Raw genomic sequence first — 17491 nt, forward strand, 5'->3', positions numbered from 1 at the left:
GACGGTCGCAATCGGTGAAAGGAAGAAAGTTCAGCGCCCGAGCCGCGCGGCCAGCGCATCGGCCACGCGTTCGGCCGTCTGCAGCGTGCGGATGGTCAGCGGCGCCAGCAGCCGCAGGCCACCGCCGTGGCCGGTGCGCGCGCGGTAGGCGTCGTCCAGGCGCTGCCACTGCACGTAGAAATTCTCGGCGAAGCGCAGCATCAGGCCAAGGCCCAGCGCGATGCGCTCGGTCGGCACACCCAGCCGCTGCATCGGATGCAGCACGGCCTCGAGCACCGCCAGCAGGTCTTCGAAGCGGGTGGTGAGCGTCAGCATCAGCGCCAGCGTGGCCGCGCTGGCCAGGCGCAGCGCGCTGGCCACGCCGAGCGGCGTGGTGCCCATGGCCCAGTGGAAGCCGACGATCATCGCCCCGGCGATGGCCACGCCCAGCAGCATGCGCACGCGGCGCCAGGCGGGCCGCCCGAGCGACGCGAAGAGGACCAGCACCGCCGCGCAGGCCATGGCCAGCACCACGGGCCGCTCCACCAGCACCAGCAGCGTGCCGCACGCCGACAGCACCGCCAGCTTGACCCACGCCGCCATCGCGTGCATCCAGGTCGGCTGGTCCGAGTAGAGGCTACGCACGGCAGGCCCGCTCCAGTGCGGCGCGCTCGCGCACGTTCTCGGCATAGGCCTCGCACACGTCCCGGCCCGGCCCGTCGGCGCGCACCCTGCCCTGCTCCAGCCACAGCACGCGCTCGAAGTCGTGCACGTGATCGAGCAGGTGCGTGGACAACACGATCTGCTGGTCCGTGGCCTCGAGTTGCGCCGAGAGCCGCGCCTGGCTCAGCAGGTCGAGGCTGGCGAAGGGCTCGTCGAGCAGCAGCGTGGCGGGCTGGCTGATCTGCAAGGCCAGCAGGCACACCTGCTGGCGCTGCCCCTGGCTCAACTCGCCGATCGCGCGGCCGGCCCAGTCCTGCAGCCCGCGCCGTGCAAGAAAGTCGCGTGCCTGCTGCCGAGCGGCCTGCCGCGTTTCACCGCGCGCCGTGAGGCTGAAGGCCAGTTCCTCGGCCACGGTGGGAAAGATGATCTGGTCGTCGGGGTTCTGGAACATCAGGCCGACGTGCTTCGACAGTTGCTTGCGGTCGGTCTGCGTGTCGCAGCCGTGCACGACCACGCGCCCCTGCTGCGGCTGGTCGAGCCCGCTGATCAGCCGGAACAGGCTGCTCTTGCCCGCGCCGTTGTCGCCGACCAGGCCGATGCGCGCCTCGTGCAGGCTGAGCGTCAGCCCCTCGAAGACGTGCTGGCTGCCGCGCACCAGCGTGACCGCCTCGAGGCGGATGCTGTGCACAGAGCGGGGTTCGGGCGGGGTGGGCTGCGGCAAGGGGCGCCCACTGTACCCGAAGCACTGCCGCAGGCCGGCAGGGGCGTTCGACGGACAACGCGGCTAGCCGTGCCTCGCGGTCATTTGACGCCGTAGCGCCGCGCCGCGCGCAGCGCCGCCAGGCTCACCAGCACGCCGAATGCCACGTAGAACGACGGTGCGATCTTGCTGCCCGTGGCCGTGATGAGCCAGGCGCTGATGAACGGCGCAAAGCCGCCGAAGATCGCCACCCCGAAGCTGTAGCTCACCGACAGCCCGGTGCCGCGCGTGGCCGCCGGAAACAGCTCGGACATCGCCGCCGAGATCGGCCCCCAGTACGCCGAGGCCACCACGCCCATGGCGGTGAGCGCCAGCATCAGCGCCGGCACCGACGGATGGTTCACCAGCAGGTAGAACAGCGGCACGATCATCACCCCCATGACCAGCGCCGCGCCGCGCATGATCGCCACGCGCCCGACCCGGTCCGACAGGCTGCCGAACAGGGGCACCAGCGCGAACTGCAGCACACCGAACCAGAAAGTGCCCGCGAAGGCCATGGTCGCCGGCAGGCCCAGCTGGCGCACCGCGAAGGTGGGCATGAACAGCCCCGTGTACGCCACGATGGTGGCCAGGATGATGAGCCCCATGGCCGTCAGCGTGCGCCCGCGCTGGTCGACCAGCGTGGTGCGCACCGGGGTGGCTTCCTGCGCCGCACGCTTGAACTCCAGGCCTTCGTCCAGATGGCGGCGGATGTAGAGGCCGGCCGGCCCGATCAGCAGGCCGAAGAAGAACGGAATGCGCCAGCCCCACGACAGCAGCTGCTCGGGCGTGAGCAGCGTGTTGAGCGCCATGCCGAAGCCCGCCGCCAGGAAGGTGGTGATGCCCTGGCTCGCGAACTGCCAGCTGGCAAAGAAGCCGCGCCGGCGCGGGTCCTGCTCGGCCAGCAGGGCGGTGGCGCTGCCGAACTCGCCGCCCGCGGCAAAGCCCTGCAGCAGCCGCGCCGCGATCACGAGCCCCGGCGCCCACAGCCCGATCTGCGCGAAGGTCGGCGACACCGCGATCAGCAGCGTGCCGCACAGCATGAGCGCCATCGACAGCGTCAGCGCGTTCTTGCGGCCCCGCGCATCGGCGTAGGCGCCGAGCACCAGCGAGCCGACCGGACGCATCACGAAGGTCACGCCGAAGGTGCCCAGCGTGATGAGCAGCGACACGCTCTCGTTCTCCGCCGGAAAGAACAGCTTGGAGATGGTCACGGCCAGGAAGCCGTAGATCACGATCTCGAACCACTCCAGCGCATTGCCGATGGAGATGGCGGTGATGACCTTCAGCGTGCTCTGCCGGACGGCAGGCTCGGCGGGGTCGGCGGGGTCGGCGGATTCGGACAGGGCGGCGTTGCGCGGGGCGAGGGTGCTCATGGTGCTGCGTGCTCCAGGGATGGTTGAACCGGACGGTCCGTGCCCGCGGCGGGCCGGACGCCGAAGTGATGCAGCACGTTGCGCAGCACCCCTTCGAAACAGGGATCGACACCGAGCACCCAGCTCGCACCGACGGCACCGGCGTTGAACACGCGGCCGCCCTGCGGGCGCTCCCAATAGATCATTTCGGCCGAGAGCCCGTCGAGCGACTCGGTCACGTTGGAGAAGTAGTCGAGGTACGCATCGAGGCGGCCGGCGTGCAGCCGGCGCCCCTGTGCGATGACCTCGATGCCGCGCTGCGCCTCGGGCAGCTGCTCGCCGGCCGGCAGCACATGCGTCATGCGGCGCAGCGTGGCCACGCTCAGGTCCCACTCGTGGCCGATGGCGCGCGGCAGGCCGCCGCCCGGCGCATGGCCGAAGGTCGCGCCGTCGGTCAGCCCCAGCGCATGCGGCTGCGTGAACAGGAAGTGCCCGGGCTGCGTCGCGTGGTACACGCCGAAGTCGCTGCCGTCGGCAAAGGCCCAGCCTGCGGTCTCCAGTCCGATGAGTTCCGCGCAGGAGCGTCCCGCTTGGCGGAACTGGCCGCCGCGCGCCCAGTCCTGCGAGTGGTACTGCTCGCCGTAGGGGCCGGCGGGCGGGCGCACCTTGGCCGCCTCCTCGCTGTCTTGGTCGTTCGCGCCGAGCACCTTGCGCTGCTCCATCACCATGCCCTCTTCGTCGTAGCTCACGCGCAGGTACATGGTGTTGCCCGAGAGCACGATGGCCGTGCCGCCGCCAACCAGGTAGTCGTCGAGCCCGTCGCACGCCGGCAGCGACCAGTACTCGCTGTGGCCGTTGATCATCACGGTCTTGTAGGCCTTCAGCAGGCCCGGATCGCGGTGCAGGTCGAGGTCGCTCACCACGTCGTAGTCGTAGCCGGCCTGCTCGAGCCACACGTGCAGGCGGCGTTCCAGCCGGGTCCACTGGCTGAAGCCCGCGTCGGCCGGGTCGTACAGCGCGTTGGGGCTGGCGTTGGGCCACGGCATGCGCAGGCCGACCTGGTAGCTCGGCTGGCCGCCGCGGTGGTAGGTGTAGCTGCTGTAGGCCGGCGCGTCGGGGTGGCTGTTCTCCAGCCCGACCGAGCGCCGCGGCCAGACCGGGTCGCTCGCCACGTTCTTCGCGAAGGGCGTGCTCGCATAGGCCAGCCAGCTGTTGGTGGCACACAGCACCAGCACCGGCGCGGGGGCCCGGTGGGCGGCGCGGCGCACGATGAAGGTGATGTCGTAGTCGGCGGGCCGGCCGTCGAGCAGGAAATGCACGCGGCCCACGTACACGCCGGACTTCGCATCCGCCGGGATGCGAAAGGCGTGGCTCTCGGGCCAGCGGCAGTCGTAGAGGTCGTCGCTCGCCAGGCGCAGGCCGTGGCCGCGGGTGGGGTCGGCCAGCGGGTCGTAGCCGTCGTCCGAAAACTCGTTCACGCACTGCGGTTCGAAGGCCGGGCCGACGATCATCCAGGTGCCGTGGTTGACGATACGACCGGTGCGCTGGTGCCCGCTGGCGTCGGCCACCGTATCGCCGCGCTCCTCGCGCAGCGGCCAGCACGCCAGCACCGTGCGCCCGCGCGGCGTGTGCAGGCCGCGGCCGGCGAAACGCGCGCGCACCTCGTCGGGCCGCAATGCGTGCGAATAGATCGCGGGCATGACGATGTCGCCCTCGAGGAACGCATCCGCCAGGCCGTCGATGCCGCTGCTTCCCAGGCGTAGCGGTGCATGGCCTGGCTGCATCGGGCCGGTCCACCGGCCTCGCGCGACCGCTTCGCCGTCGATCCACAGCACCGTCTGCTCGCCGTCCCATGAGGCAACAAGATGGTGCCAGCGCTTGGGCCGCAACGCGCCGCCCGCGAGCTGGCCTTGCGCGCGGAACGCACCGCCGTCGCCCAGATAGAACACCGCGGAGCCGGCCTCGTCGATGAAAAGTCCGTAGCCGCAGGCGCCCGGAAAGTCGTACTGGCCGATGACGCTCTGGCGCGTGCCGGTGCTCCACACCTGCACCCAGCACTCCAGCGTGAGCGCGCGCAGCGGCTGGTCCAGTCCGCGCGCCACCCGCACGTAGGAGCCAGGGTGAATCGGATGGGCACGCGCAGGCGAAGGTGCGAAGGCGTGCAGCACCGTGTCGGCCGAGCGGCCTTCGACGTCGGGGCCGAGCTGGCACACCGACAGCGTGTAGGGCACGTCGCTGCTGAGGTGAAAGCGCACTGTCTCGCCGGCGGCCACGCTCTTGCGGTCGGTGTAGCCATGCACGCCGGGCACGTGCAGGCTGCGGTGGGGCGGCAGGACCTGCGGCATCGGGGCGGACGCCATCATGCGGAGGTGGCCAGGCCCTTGGCCGCGATCTCGTTCGCCAGGTCGCGCAGCGAGCGCTCCAGCAGGTCGGCCAGCTCGTCGATCTCGGCGGGTGTGATGGTCAGCGGCGGCGTGATCATCTGGAAGTCGCCGAAGGCGCCCAGGTTGGCGCGCCGGTTGTACAGCGCGATGCCGTGCTTCAGCCCGTGCTCGGTCAGCCGCGCCGGCGCGTTGAAGCTGGCCGGCAGTTGCCGCTTCGTGGCCTTGTCGGCCACGATCTCGATGGCGGTGAAGAGCCCCTTGCCGCGCACGTCGCCCACGATGGGCGAGCGCTCGGCAACCTCGCGCAGGCGGGCCATCAGCAGCTCGCCCATGTCGCGCGCGCGGTTCACCAAGTCCTGCCCGATCACCTCGCCCACCACCGCATTGGCCACCGCGCACGACAGCGGGTTGGTGAAGTAGGTGTGTCCGTGCACGAAGCCGCCGCTGGCGGCGATGGCGTCGACGATGCGGTTGGGTGCGAGCATGGCGCCCAGCGGGGTGTAGCCCGCGGCCAGCCCCTTGGCCAGCGTGACGAGGTCGGGCCGCGCGCCGGCCCAGTGGTGCGCCGCCAGGAAGGCGCCAGTGCGCCCGGCACCGCTCATGATCTCGTCGTAGATCAGCAGCACGCCGTGGCGGTCGCAGATCTGCCGCACACGCTGGAAGTAGGCCGCGCCCGACACCACCGCGCCGGTCGACAGCCCGCCGATGGGCTCCAGGATGAAGGCCAGCACGGTGTCGGGCCCTTCGCGCACGATGGCGGCCTCGAGTTCGTCGGCGCAGGCCATGGCATGCGACTCGACGGTGTGGCCCTCTGGCACACGGTACGACAGCGGCGCGGCCACCTTCGGCATCTCGCGCACCATCGGCCCGTAGAGGGATTGCGTGTGCGCGTCGCCCGTGACGGCCAGCGCGCCCAGCGTGGAGCCGTGGTAGCTCGGGTTGCGCGAAATGACCTTGGCGCGGCGCGGCTGGCCCGTGACCACCGCGTACTGCCGCGCCAGCTTGAGGGCCGACTCGTTGGCCTCCGAGCCGCCCGAGACGAAGAAGGCGCGGTCGAAGCCCTCGCCGGCCAGCTTGCACACGCGGTCCGCCAGCTCGATGCTGTGCTCGCTCTCGAAGAAGCGCGGGTAGGCGAACGTCACCTGCGCCGCCTGCGCCTGCATCGCCGCCAGCACGCGCGGGTTGCCATGGCCGATGTTGGCGACCACCGCGCCGGCCGTCGCGTCGAGGAAGCGGCGCCCGCCCGCGTCCCACAGGTAGATGCCTTCGCCGCGCGCAATGCGCGGCGGCCGGGGCGTGCCCTTGGCGGCGTAGAAGCCGAGCACGGAGCCGCCCTTGGGCGTGTCGCCCACAGTGCGGGCGGCGTCTTCGATCGTGGCGTTCATCGATGAAATTCCATTCGCGTGTCTTGAAGGGCCCGACGATAGGCAAGGCACGCCCGAATGGGTAGACGTATGGAGCGATGAAGTGCTATACGTCTGGCGCATGAAGAACACCCACGACCGGCTCGACCTGCTCGACACCTTCATCAAGATCGGCGAAAGCGGATCGCTCAGCGGGGCGGCGCGCCTGCTCGGCACCACGCAGCCCACGGTGAGCCGCCGCCTGCTGGAGCTGGAGCGCCTGCTGGGCTGCAAGCTGGCCATTCGCAACACCGCCAACTTCTCGCTCACCGACGAGGGCCGCTCGCTGCTGGCCGAGGCGCACGACCTGACCGACCGCTGGTCCGGCCTCTCCCAGCGGCTGCAGGGCGGGCAGAGCCGGCCCGAGGGCACGCTGCGCGTGATCGGCCCGTCGGGCTACGGCACCGGCTTCCTGACCGACGCGGTGACCGACCTGCGCGCCGCGCATCCGCAGGTGCGCGTGGAGCTCACGCTGACCGACCGCGTGGTCGACCTCGCGGCCTCCGGCGCCGAATGCTGGGTGTGCGTGGGCGAGGTCCGCGACCCCGGGCTGGTGAGCCGGCCGCTGGGCCGCATGGAGCGCGTGCTGATCGCCACGCCCGCGCTGCTCAAGCGCATCGGCCCCGTCACGCTGGCCCGGCTGCCGCAGCTGCCCTGCGTGGGCCTGGTGCCGTATGTGACGGGCAACGTGCGCCTGATCGATCGCGGCGGGCGCTCGCGCATGGTGGCGCTGGACACGCCCATGCGCACCGACAGCCTGCTCGCGAGCTACCGCGCGGTGCTCAACGGCGCGGGCATCGGCGCGGCGGCACCCTGGATGTGCCACGACGACATGCAGGCCGGCCGCCTGAAGCGCGTGCTGCCGAACTGGTGGCTGGAGCCGATCGGCGTTTACGTGGCGCTGCCGCCGGGGCTGTACCGGCCGGCGCGCGTCACGGCGTTCATCGAGGCGCTGCGCTTGCGCATGCACGCGCTGCCGGGGTTCCGGCCCGCGTGACCGAAGCGACCTAAGTCAGCGCGACCACCGGGTAGCGCCGCCACCCGAGCTCCGCGTGGCGCTGCCCGTGCGCGAACAGAAAGCCCAGCACCGCTTGCGGATCGGACAGCTGTTCGGGGTGGTCCGCCTTCCACTGCTCGAACTGCTGCTTCAACGCCGGTTCGTCCTCCAGCATCTGCAGCGCGGTGTCTTCGAAGACGTAGGCGGAGAAGGCCTCCTTCTTCTCCAGCACGCTGTTGAAGAAGCCCCAGCGAAAGAAGCTGTCGTGGGCTTCGGGCTCCAGCGTCTCCACCACGTAGCGGGCGTTGGGCTGGTCCAGCGACACCCACACGTCGCCCGCGTGCGCCTGGAAGGCCTCGGTGTGCGTGGCCAGCACCACCCGGTCATGGAACATGTGGCCTTCGTAGGCGTTCGCGCGGGCGGTCACGTCCTGCACGCGATAGACCCGGACCGCGTCGAACAGCTGGTCGGCATCGAGGCGCCGCAGCGCGACGCCGTTCCACTGCAGGCGCTCGATCACTTCGCGCCAGGCCTGAGGTATCAGGTAGGCCCTGGGTGCGGCGACCACCACGTCTTCCACGCAGCGGTCGAAATGCACGATGTCTTTCTCCCACGGCTGGTTGCGGTCGTATGCCAGGCGCTGGTAGCTGCCGAGCCTGCTGGGCGTGCGAACCGCCTGGTAGCCCTTGAAGCGCAGGCTGGCCGGGCGGCTGTGGTCGTTGCGCCATGTCAGCGGCCAGCGCACCTGCCGCGCGGCGGCGGCCCGGGCATCGCGGCGCAGCGCCTGGATGCGCGCCGCATGCGCCACAGTGAACGCCAGCACCACCTCCACCAGCGTGCGCATGGCCGCCACGCGGTCGGCGTAGGGCTTGAGCATGTGGGTCTCGGGCATGAAGCCGATCGTGTGGTGCAGCGCGGCGTAGCCGGTGGAAAAGCGCGGCAGGTCGAGAAAATCCTCGATGCCGTCGTCCGGCGTCTCGCCCAGCAGGTTCACGTACGGGCAGGTGGGCCAGCCGCGCCGGTCCATGTCGCCGTAGATCGCAGGCAGCATGCGCTCGCGCAGGAAGCCGCCCAGTGCACCGCCCAGCTTGTCGGGCTGGGTCGGGATCAGCGTCATGGTGCAGGCGTAGTCGGCGCCGTTCGAGGTGTGGGTGTCGACCATCACGTCCGGGTCCCACGCGGTGAAGAAGCGGTTGAAGACCTGGGCGGCCAGGCTGTCGCACTTGATGAAGTCGCGGTTCAGGTCCAGGTGCAGGCCGTTGCCGCGAAAGCCGAAGGACTCCGGCCCGAGCTGGTTCACGCGCGAGGTGCGCTGGCGGTTCACGCAGCCGTCCACGTTGTAGACCGGGATGAACAGGAACACCGTGTCGCCCAGCGCCGCCAACCGCTCGGGCTGCGTGCAGAAGTCGCGCACCAGCGCCATGCAGGCGTCGATGCCCTCGGGCTCGCCGGGATGGATGCCGTTGTTGTTGAAGAACACGGGCCGGCCCTGCTGCCGGAGTGCCTCGCGCTCGAACACGCCGTCGGCCGTGACCACGCCGGCATGCATCGGCACGCCGGTGTCCGACACGCCGATCTGGCGCCACTGCAGCACGCCGGGAAAGCGCCCGGCCAGCTGTTCGTAGAAGGCGATGCACTCGGCCCAGGTGGCGGTCTGGTTGCCGTTGCCGATTTCGAAGGGCGTGGGGTACGAGGATGCAGCCGTCATGGCAAAGCTCCGTTCAAGCAACAACAAGGTCCAGCGGCTGCGCGGCATAGCAGTTCGTCAGCAGCTCGCGGGTGTACGGGTGCGCCACCTGGCCCGCAGTGATCTGCGCCGCGGCCAGTGTCTCCACGATCGCGCCCTGGCGCATCACGGCAACGCGGTCGCACATGTGGGCGATCACGCCCAGGTCGTGGCTCACGAACAGAAAGGTGGTGCCCAGGTCGCGGCGCACCTCCATCAACAGGTTCAGCACCTCGGCCTGGATGGAGGCGTCCAGCGCTGAGGTCGGCTCGTCGAGCAGCAGCACGTCGGGCTCCAGCACCAGGGCGCGCGCAATGGCCACGCGCTGGCGCTGCCCGCCGCTCAACTGATGCGGAAACCTGAAGCGAAAGCTCTTGCCCAGGCCGACCCGCTCGAGCGCAGACACCACGCGCTGCTCGATACGGTCGAAGCCGTGAAAGCGCATGGCTTCCGTCAGGCAACGGTCGATGGTGTGGCGCGGATGCAGGGAGCCGAACGGGTCCTGGAAGATCATCTGCACCTTCAACCGGTATTCGCGCTGCGGCGCCACGCCGGCCGCGCGCCGGTGGCCCAGCACTTCGACATCGCCCTGCCAGTCGCCGTCGAGCCCCGCGAGCACGCGCAGGATGGTCGACTTGCCGCTGCCGGAGCCACCGACCACGCCGAAGGACTCGCCCTTGAACACCTCGAACGAGGCCTGCTTCACCGCCTGATGGCGCTCGGCGCCATGGCCGTAGAACACGTCCAGCCCCTGGCAGCGGATGGCGGTTTCACTGTGCATGGCGGGCCACCGTTTCCTGGATGAGTTGCCGGTCGATGGTGGGCAACGGCTGCCCGGGGTTCCGGCCCGTGGGCATGCAGTTGAGCAGGCCGCGCGTGTACGGATGCTGCGACTGGAACAGGTCTTTCGCGGCGCACGACTCCACCACCTGCCCGCGGTACATCACCAGCACGCGGTCGCAGAAGTGCGCCACCATCTTCAGGTCGTGGCTGATCATGAGCAGGCCCATGCCGCGCTTGCGGATCTCGCGGTCCATCATCTCCAGCACCTGGCCGCGCACCATCACGTCGAGCGCGGACGTGGGTTCGTCGGCGATGAGCAGGCCGGGCTCGGCGATCATCATCGCGGCGATCATCACGCGCTGGCCGATGCCGCCCGAGAGCTGGTGCGGATAGGCGTCGCACACCCGCTCGGGGTGGTCCACACCCACGGTCTGCAGCATCTCGAGCACGCGGGCGCGCGCCTGGGCCGGCTTGAACACGCCGTGCAGCAGGCCGGCCTCGGCGATCTGTTTGCCCACGCGCAGCACCGGGTTCAGCGAGAACTTCGGGTCCTGCAGCACCATGCCGATGCGGCGCCCGCGAATGGCGCGCCAGCCCGAAGGCGTCTTCCGCACCAGGTCCACACCGTCGTACGTCATGCGGCGCGCCGTCGCCTGGCCGGGCGAACGCACCAGGCCCAGGATGGCGCGCGCCGTCATCGACTTGCCCGATCCCGACTCGCCCACGATGCCGATGCGCTCGGCGCCCATGCGCAGCGACAGCGACTTCACCACGTCGACCGGGCCGCTTGGCGTCGGGTAGCTCACCGTGAGGTCTTCGATGAGAAGCTCAGCCATTCTTCGGGTCCAGGACGTCGCGCAGGCCGTCGCCCACGAGGTTGAAGGCCAGGCTGCCCAGCAGGATCGCCACGCCCGGCACGGCCGCCACCCACCACTGGTCGAAGATGTACTGACGGCCGGTGGAGATCATGGCGCCCCACTCCGACATCGGCGGCTGCGCGCCCAGCCCCAGGAAGCCCAGGCCGGCGGCCGTCAGGATGATGCCCGCCATGTCCAGCGTGACGCGCACCACCGTCGAAGGCAGGCAGATCGGCAGCAGGTGGCCGAACAAGATGCGCGAGGTGCGCAGTCCCTGCACCCTGGCGGCCTGGATGAAGTCGCTGCCGCGCACGGTGCGGGTCTCGGTGCGCGCAATGCGCGCATAGGCCGGCCACGCGGTGATGGCAATGGCGATCACCGCATTCACGATGCCCGGCCCCAGCACGGCCACGAGCGCCAGCGCCAGCACCAGCCGCGGAAATGCCATGAAGATGTCGGTGACGCGCATCAGCACAGTGTCGATCCAGCCGCCGAAGTAGCCTGCGCACATGCCCAGCAGCAGCCCCAGCGGCGCCGACAACAACGCCACCAGCGACACGATGAGCAGCGTGGGCCGCGTGCCGTAGATGACCCGGCTGAGCAGGTCGCGCCCGAGCTGGTCGGTGCCGAGCCAGTGCGCGGCGCCCGGTGGCAGCAGCCGCTGCTGCACGTCCTGTGCATTGGGGTCGAAGGGCGCGAGCCAGGGCGCGAACACGGCCGACAGCACCATCGCCGCCAGGATCGCCAGGCCGAACACCATGGCCGGGCTGCGCACCGTGCGCAGCCCCATGCGGTACCAGCGCCCGCAGCGCGCCTGGAAGGCCGATGCGGGCGTTTCGCTCAGCCACCAATCCTGTCGAAGCATCATGACCTGGCCCTCGGGTCCATCAGGTAGCCGAACACATCGGACGCGGTGTTGAGCACCACGAAGCACAGCCCCACCAGCAACGTGCCGCCGAGCACGGCCGACACGTCGGCGCTGAACAGCGCGTTGGTCACGTACAGGCCGATGCCGGGCCAGGAGAACACCGTCTCGGTCAGCACCGCGCCTTCGAGCAGCACCGCATACGACAGCGCGATCACCGTGACCAGCGGCGCGGCCACGTTGGGCAGCACATGGCGCGCCAGCACCTGCAGCTCCGACGCGCCCTTGACGCGCGCCGTGAGCACGTATTCCTTGCCCAGCTCTTCCAGAAAGAAGGCGCGCGTCATGCGCGAGATGTAGGCCAGCGAGAAGTAACCCAGCAGCGCGGCAGGCAGCACCAGGTGCGACAGCCCGTTGCGAAAGGCCTGCGCATTGCCGGCGCGCAGCGTGTCCACCAGCACCAGGTTGCTCCAGGCGTCGACCGTGTACTGGTACACGTCGTCCAGTCGCCCCGGGCCGCCGACCCAGCCCAGCTTGGCGTAGAAGACCAGCAGGCCGACCAGCCCGAGCCAGAACACCGGCACCGAATACCCCAGCAGCCCGACCAGGCGCAGCACCTGGTCGATCCAGCGGTTGTGCTGGTGCGCCGCGAGCATGCCCAGCGGCACGCCGAACGCCACGCCCAGCACGATGCCCAGCGTGGCCAGCTCCAGCGTGGCCGGGAAGTACTGGCGCAGGTCTTCCATCACCGCGCGCCCTGTCGTGGTCGAGCGCCCCAGGTCGCCCTGCACCGCATCCGTCACGTAGCGCAAGAACTGCGTGGCGATCGGCTGGTCGAGCCCCATGCGGTGCCTGGCCTCCTGGTAGGCCTCGGGCGACGCGCGGTCGCCAACGACCTGCAGGACCGGGTCGATGGGCGCCGCCTTGCCGATCAGGAAGGTGACCAGCAGCAGCACCAGCAGCATCAGGGCGAAGGACAAGCCAGACCGCAGCAAGGCGGCCGGAGCGACGAGCTTGCGCATGGCCGTGCTATTTGCTGACGCCGTCGTACTTGATCAGGTCGGCCACGGTGCCCTGCACGTAGCCCTTGACGTTGCTGCGCAGGGCAACGCGGTTCTGTTCCTGGAAGGTGATGATGAACGGCGACTTCGCCTGCACCTCGCGCTGCAGCGCCTGGTAGGCCGCGACGCGCTTGGCCGGGTCGACTTCTTTCAGTGCCGCCATCGTCTTGGCCGAGAGCTCGGGAACGAGCCACGAGTTGCGCCACGTGGTGGTGCTCTGGTAGGCGGTGTCGCTGTTGTCCACGTTGTACGCGAAGGACTTCGCATTGGAATGCGGATCGAAGAAGTCGGGGCCCCAGTAGAGCAGGATGGCCTCGTGCTTGCGGGCGCGGTAGCGCGTGAGCACCTGGGCGCCGGTGCCGGGCAGCAGGTTGAGCTTGATGCCCGCCTTGGCCATGGTGGCCTGCATCGACTGCGCCATGTCCATGAAGCGCTGCGTGTTGATCAGGTCCATGTCGATCTCCAGGCCGTTGATGCCGGCCTTGGCGAGGATGGCCTTGGCGCGCTCCGGGTCGGCCTTGTAGGGGTTGGTGGTGAGTGCACCGGCAAAGCCCACCGGCAGGAAGGCCTGGTGCGTGCGCATCTGGCCCTTGAGCAACTGGTTCGATATGCCGTCGTAGTCCACCAGGTAGCGCATCGCCTCCCACAGCGCGGGGTTGCGCAGCTTCTCGTTCTTGAGGTTGAGCGCAATGAAGTGCACGGCGGCCGCGGGGAAGTCCTCGATGCGCACGTCGGTGCGTGCCTTCAGAGCGTCGAGCTGGTCGGCGGCGAGGTCGCGCGCGATGTCGGCGTCGCCGGACTCGATCAGCAGGCGCTGCGTAGCGGACTCGGCCACGCTCTTGATGAGCACGTTGGCTGTCCTGGGCGGGGTGGCGGCTTTCTTGTTCGCCTCGAGCAGCAGCACTTCCTTGGGCTTGTACAGCTTCAGCTTGTACGGGCCGCTACCGGCGGAATTGCGATTGAGCCACTGGTTGCCCAGGTCGCCCGCCTTCTCGTTGGACATCACCAGCTTCTCGTCGACGATGGCGCCTGGCCGCGCGGCCAGCACGCTCAGCACGTAGGCCGGGCCGAACTCCCCGCTCCAGCCCAGCACCAGCGTGTCGGCAGCGCCCTTGCGCACCATCTGCTCGACGTTGTCGGCGGTCCAGCCCAACTGGCTCAGGATGAAGGCCGGTGCCTTGTTCAGCTTCAGCACGCGCTTGAAGGAGAACACCACGTCCTCCGGGCGCACCGGGTTGCCGCTTTCGAAGGCGGCGCCCTTGCGCAGCGTGAACTCGATGCTCTTGCCGTCGGCCGCCGGCTTCCAGCTCGCCGCCAGGCCCGGCTTGAGCTGCGTCGGGTCCTTGGCGTCGTACTGCACCAGTCGCTCGTAGATGTTGGTCACCACCTCGCCGCTGGAGAACTCGAAAGCCTCGGCCGGATCGAGGCTGACGATGTCATCGATGTTCTTGACCACCACCAGCGTGTCCTTGGGCGTGGCGGCCCACGCGGACAACGACAGAAAGAGGCCTGCAACTGCCGCGCAAATTCGAGGGTTCAAGGTTCGCTCCTGGTGAGGATGAAAAAGGGGCAAGGGATGAGAAAGATGAAAACTCAGGCGGCGCGCTGCGCAACCCATTGCTCGTACAGCGCGAACCCCTCGGCGGCCGGGCCGCGGGCTTCGAGGCAGGCGTCGAGCACGGGGCCTGTGTAGGCGCCTGCGGCGTCCAGCAGGTTGAGCGTGCCCAGCATGCGCGCGCCGTCGAACACGGGGATGTTGATGACCGCGCCGAGCCCGTGCCGCACGATGGTGGGCAGGTCGGAGAAGTGCGGACCGAAGTCGCCGGGATGGCTGGCCACGAAGCACTCGCCGCGCTCCATCAGCGCGGTCCACTCCGTGCGGTCGCGCGGCTTCCTGCCATGCACCGGGTAGGCCTCGGGCTGGGTGGTGTAGATGCGCTCGACGCTGGCTTCGTCGGGCAGCACGCGGCTGACGGTGAGCAGCTTGTGGCCGACGCGCTGCTGGAGCAGGTCGCTCACAGCGGCGAAGGCGACTTCGTATTCAGGTGTACGACGGGCGTTCATGTTCACGCGACTTTCTTCCTGGAGGGAGCGGCCTTGGCCTTGGGGGATGGACTGGTCACCCGCGTCGGGGAACCATGGCTCTGCAGGTCATGCGAGGCATGGGGGTCGTCCCCGTCGGCCTTGAACAGAGGCGCGGTGCCGACCCACAGCGCCTTGGCGGGCTGGGCAAAGGGGTTCTCCCAGCAATGCGGCGTGGTGGACGGCAGGTGCACCGAGTCGCCTTCGTCCAGCTGCACCGTGCGCCCGCCGAGCGTGTAGCGCAGGCTGCCGCCGAGGATGTAGACCAGCTCTTCGCCGGGATGCGTGATGGGCGTGGACTTGTGTCTGGCAGGAATCGTCACCACCAGGGCGTTGACCACGCTGCCGGGGAACTGCCCGCTGATCCGATCAAAGGTCATGCCGCGCGACTGCAGCTGGAACGGGGAGCGAGCACTCTGCGGAAAGTGATGCCCGCCGGCATTGCGCGCCTGGAAGAAGTAATCCAGCTCCAGGCCCAGCACCTGGCCGATGCGCATCAGGGCAGTGAGCGAAGGCGATGCCAGGTTGCGCTCCAGCAGCGAGATGTAGCCGATGCTGAGCTCGCTGCGCTCGGCCACTTCCGCCAGGCTCAGGTGCAGCAGCCGACGGCGCGCCCGCAGGGCTTCCCCGATGTCGGCAAGCACCCCGGTTTCGCGGCCCGCAGGTGCGGCGTGCGTCGTCGGCGGCTCTTTGGGTGACTGCTTTTTTTTCATGCTGATGAAAAAGTCTAGCAGCTTCAGTAAAACTATTTTACTTTTTCAGTGGTTCTTTTTAGTGCGCGACGCACCGTGCAAGTGCGACGCATGAGGCATGTGCCGCTCGAGGCTCAGGGCTGGATCAACGCGGCCAGGGCGTGCGCCAGCGGCGAGGCTTCGCGCTGCAGGTGCGCGATCACGCTGCGCCGGTCGGCCTCGGTGCGCTGCTGCGACAGGAAGCGCTTGCCGGTCAGCGCATGGATCTCGATCTCGAAGCCGCCCAGCCGCTGCACTGCGTTGTCGACGAACTCGGGCGAAGCATCGCCCAGCGACCATGCATCGCCGCGAACTTCTCGAGTTTCTTCCTGCGACGCCGTGAGCGAGGCCAGGTGCGACAGCACCCACGACGGGTCGTCGATGAAGCGCAGCGTGCCCTGCGCCTGCACCGCCACGTAGTTCCAGCTCGGCGCGAGCCGCCCGCTGCGTTGCCCGTTGACGTACCAGCGCGGAGAGACGTAGGCGTTCGGCCCCTGGAAGACCACGGTCGCCGCAGTCGCGCCCATGTCATCGGCACCCGGCGGCGCGCCGGCCGGGCGCCGCGGTTCACGCCGGCGCGCGCTCCAGCTACAGTAGTCGCCCCAATCCGGTCATCCAGCCCTTCTGCCAAGCGCTCACGCGAGCCGTACAAGTGCCAGACCAGGCCGCACAACACACATTCAAGGAAACAGAGTCATGGGCGCCCAATGGAAAGCAAAACACAAGGATCTGGCGGCCAATGCCAAGGGCCGGCTGTTCGGCAAGCTCGCCAAGGAAATCATGATCGCCGCGCGCAACGGCGCCGATCCGGCCTCCAACTCTCGCCTTCGGCTGGTGGTGGAGCAGGCCCGCAAGGTGTCGATGCCCAAGGACACGCTGGACCGCGCCATCAAGAAGGGTGCGGGCCTTACCGGCGAAGCGGTGCATTTCGAGCACGTGATCTACGAGGGCTTTGCGCCGCATCGCGTGCCGCTGATGGTCGAGTGCCTGACCGACAACGTGAACCGCACCGCGCCTGAAATGCGCGTGCTGTTCCGCAAGGGCCAGCTGGGCACCTCGGGCTCGGTGTCGTGGGACTTCGACCACGTCGGCATGATCGAGGCCGAACCGGCCAGGCCCGACGCCGACCCCGAAGTGGCCGCCATCGAAGCCGGCGCGCAGGACTTCGAGCCGGCCGGCGAGGACCACCCCGCGGTGTTCCTCACGGACCCCACCGACCTCGACCTGGTGAGCCGCGCGCTCCCGGCCCAGGGCTTCACCGTGCTGTCGGCCAAGCTGGGCTACAAGCCCAAGAACCCGGTCGATCCGGCCAGCCTGAGCGCGGAAGACCTGGAAGAGGTCGAGACCTTCCTGGCGGCAATCGACGCGAACGACGACGTGCAGAACGTGTTCGTGGGCCTGGCGGGCTGAGACACCGGCTTGCGCCGCATGCTCACGGGAAAGTGCCTGTGCGGTGCCGTCCGCTACGCCGTGGCGGACGAGTTCGCCTACGCGCTGAACTGCCACTGCGCGAACTGCCGGCGCGCCACCGGCTCGGCGTTCAAGCCCTTCGCGGGCATCGAGCGCGGCAAGCTGACGATCACGCAGGGCGAAGACCGGGTCATGGTCTACGGCGAGAAGGACGCGGGCGACATCCATTGCGCGGCTTGCGGCTCGCTGCTCTATTCGGTGGTGCGCGACGGGCAGTTCGTGCACGTGACGCTGGGCACGCTGGTCGACGCGCCCGCGATCCGGCCGACGGCGCACATCTTCGTGGGCTCGAAGGCGCCGTGGTTCCCCATCACGGACGACCTGCCGCAGCACCAGGGGCACGTCGGCGAGGGCTGAACGCGCCCACCAGAATGCAAAAAGCCGGCCTCTTTCGAG

17 protein-coding genes are annotated in these 17491 nt (G+C 69.3%); 3 read left to right on the forward strand and 14 right to left on the reverse strand.

Going from position 1 to position 17491, the window contains the following annotated elements; all coding sequences use genetic code 11:
• Nucleotides 1-30: 30 nt before the first annotated feature.
• The 5 genes from ACSFBM_RS26735 to ACSFBM_RS26755 form a co-directional block, all read right to left on the reverse strand.
• On the reverse strand, nt 31-624 hold the full coding sequence (locus tag ACSFBM_RS26735) for an energy-coupling factor transporter transmembrane component T family protein (RefSeq protein ID WP_435487112.1): 594 nt from the start codon (nt 622-624) through the stop codon (nt 31-33).
• Nucleotides 617-1330, reverse strand: a complete 714-nt coding sequence (locus ACSFBM_RS26740; RefSeq protein ID WP_435487113.1) for an energy-coupling factor ABC transporter ATP-binding protein — start codon at nt 1328-1330, stop codon at nt 617-619. The genes ACSFBM_RS26735 and ACSFBM_RS26740 overlap by 8 nt, the downstream gene beginning before the upstream one ends.
• 113 nt (nt 1331-1443) lie before the next feature.
• Entirely contained in the window at nt 1444-2757 is a 1314-nt protein-coding gene (locus tag ACSFBM_RS26745; protein ID WP_435487114.1) for an MFS transporter, read from the reverse strand.
• Nucleotides 2754-5099 (reverse strand): N,N-dimethylformamidase beta subunit family domain-containing protein, encoded by a 2346-nt coding sequence (locus tag ACSFBM_RS26750; RefSeq protein WP_435487115.1) that lies wholly within the window; start codon nt 5097-5099, stop codon nt 2754-2756. The genes ACSFBM_RS26745 and ACSFBM_RS26750 overlap by 4 nt, the downstream gene beginning before the upstream one ends.
• Entirely contained in the window at nt 5096-6505 is a 1410-nt protein-coding gene (locus tag ACSFBM_RS26755; RefSeq protein ID WP_435487116.1) for an aminotransferase family protein, read from the reverse strand. Before ACSFBM_RS26755 ends, ACSFBM_RS26750 begins: the two co-directional genes overlap by 4 nt.
• 100 nt (nt 6506-6605) lie before the next feature.
• Here ACSFBM_RS26755 and ACSFBM_RS26760 point away from each other — a divergent pair, with 100 nt between their 5' ends.
• Nucleotides 6606-7520, forward strand: a complete 915-nt coding sequence (locus tag ACSFBM_RS26760) for a LysR family transcriptional regulator (protein ID WP_435487117.1) — start codon at nt 6606-6608, stop codon at nt 7518-7520.
• Nucleotides 7521-7530: 10 nt separating this feature from the next.
• Here ACSFBM_RS26760 and ACSFBM_RS26765 read toward each other — a convergent pair whose 3' ends face one another.
• The 9 genes from ACSFBM_RS26765 to ACSFBM_RS26805 form a co-directional block, all read right to left on the reverse strand.
• Nucleotides 7531-9228, reverse strand: a complete 1698-nt coding sequence (locus ACSFBM_RS26765; protein ID WP_435487118.1) for a M14 family zinc carboxypeptidase — start codon at nt 9226-9228, stop codon at nt 7531-7533.
• Nucleotides 9229-9241: 13 nt separating this feature from the next.
• On the reverse strand, nt 9242-10027 hold the full coding sequence (locus ACSFBM_RS26770) for an ABC transporter ATP-binding protein (protein WP_435487119.1): 786 nt from the start codon (nt 10025-10027) through the stop codon (nt 9242-9244).
• Nucleotides 10017-10865, reverse strand: coding sequence for an ABC transporter ATP-binding protein (locus tag ACSFBM_RS26775; protein ID WP_435487120.1), 849 nt, complete (start codon nt 10863-10865; stop codon nt 10017-10019). Before ACSFBM_RS26775 ends, ACSFBM_RS26770 begins: the two co-directional genes overlap by 11 nt.
• Nucleotides 10858-11754, reverse strand: coding sequence for a nickel transporter permease (nikC, locus tag ACSFBM_RS26780; RefSeq protein ID WP_435487121.1), 897 nt, complete (start codon nt 11752-11754; stop codon nt 10858-10860). The genes ACSFBM_RS26775 and nikC overlap by 8 nt, the downstream gene beginning before the upstream one ends.
• On the reverse strand, nt 11751-12773 hold the full coding sequence (locus tag ACSFBM_RS26785; protein ID WP_435487122.1) for an ABC transporter permease: 1023 nt from the start codon (nt 12771-12773) through the stop codon (nt 11751-11753). Before ACSFBM_RS26785 ends, nikC begins: the two co-directional genes overlap by 4 nt.
• Before the next feature lie 7 nt (nt 12774-12780).
• Nucleotides 12781-14352 (reverse strand): ABC transporter substrate-binding protein, encoded by a 1572-nt coding sequence (locus ACSFBM_RS26790; RefSeq protein WP_435487123.1) that lies wholly within the window; start codon nt 14350-14352, stop codon nt 12781-12783.
• A 53-nt stretch (nt 14353-14405) separates the two neighbouring features.
• The gene (locus ACSFBM_RS26795; protein WP_435487124.1) at nt 14406-14876 is read right to left on the reverse strand and encodes a hypothetical protein; all 471 of its coding nucleotides are present in this window, start codon (nt 14874-14876) and stop codon (nt 14406-14408) included.
• A gap of 2 nt (nt 14877-14878) precedes the next feature.
• Nucleotides 14879-15607 (reverse strand): helix-turn-helix domain-containing protein, encoded by a 729-nt coding sequence (locus tag ACSFBM_RS26800; protein ID WP_435487125.1) that lies wholly within the window; start codon nt 15605-15607, stop codon nt 14879-14881.
• A gap of 113 nt (nt 15608-15720) precedes the next feature.
• Nucleotides 15721-16152, reverse strand: a complete 432-nt coding sequence (locus tag ACSFBM_RS26805) for an FMN-binding negative transcriptional regulator (protein ID WP_435487126.1) — start codon at nt 16150-16152, stop codon at nt 15721-15723.
• Nucleotides 16153-16321: 169 nt separating this feature from the next.
• Here ACSFBM_RS26805 and ACSFBM_RS26810 point away from each other — a divergent pair, with 169 nt between their 5' ends.
• Together ACSFBM_RS26810 and ACSFBM_RS26815 are read left to right on the forward strand one after the other, a co-directional pair.
• Nucleotides 16322-17035, forward strand: coding sequence for a YebC/PmpR family DNA-binding transcriptional regulator (locus ACSFBM_RS26810; RefSeq protein ID WP_435438929.1), 714 nt, complete (start codon nt 16322-16324; stop codon nt 17033-17035).
• 18 nt (nt 17036-17053) lie between these two features.
• Nucleotides 17054-17452 (forward strand): GFA family protein, encoded by a 399-nt coding sequence (locus tag ACSFBM_RS26815; protein WP_435487127.1) that lies wholly within the window; start codon nt 17054-17056, stop codon nt 17450-17452.
• The last annotated feature ends 39 nt before the right edge of the window (nt 17453-17491 follow it).

This window comes from Variovorax pasteuri (genome assembly GCF_051216435.1).
Lineage (GTDB): Bacteria > Pseudomonadota > Gammaproteobacteria > Burkholderiales > Burkholderiaceae_C > Variovorax.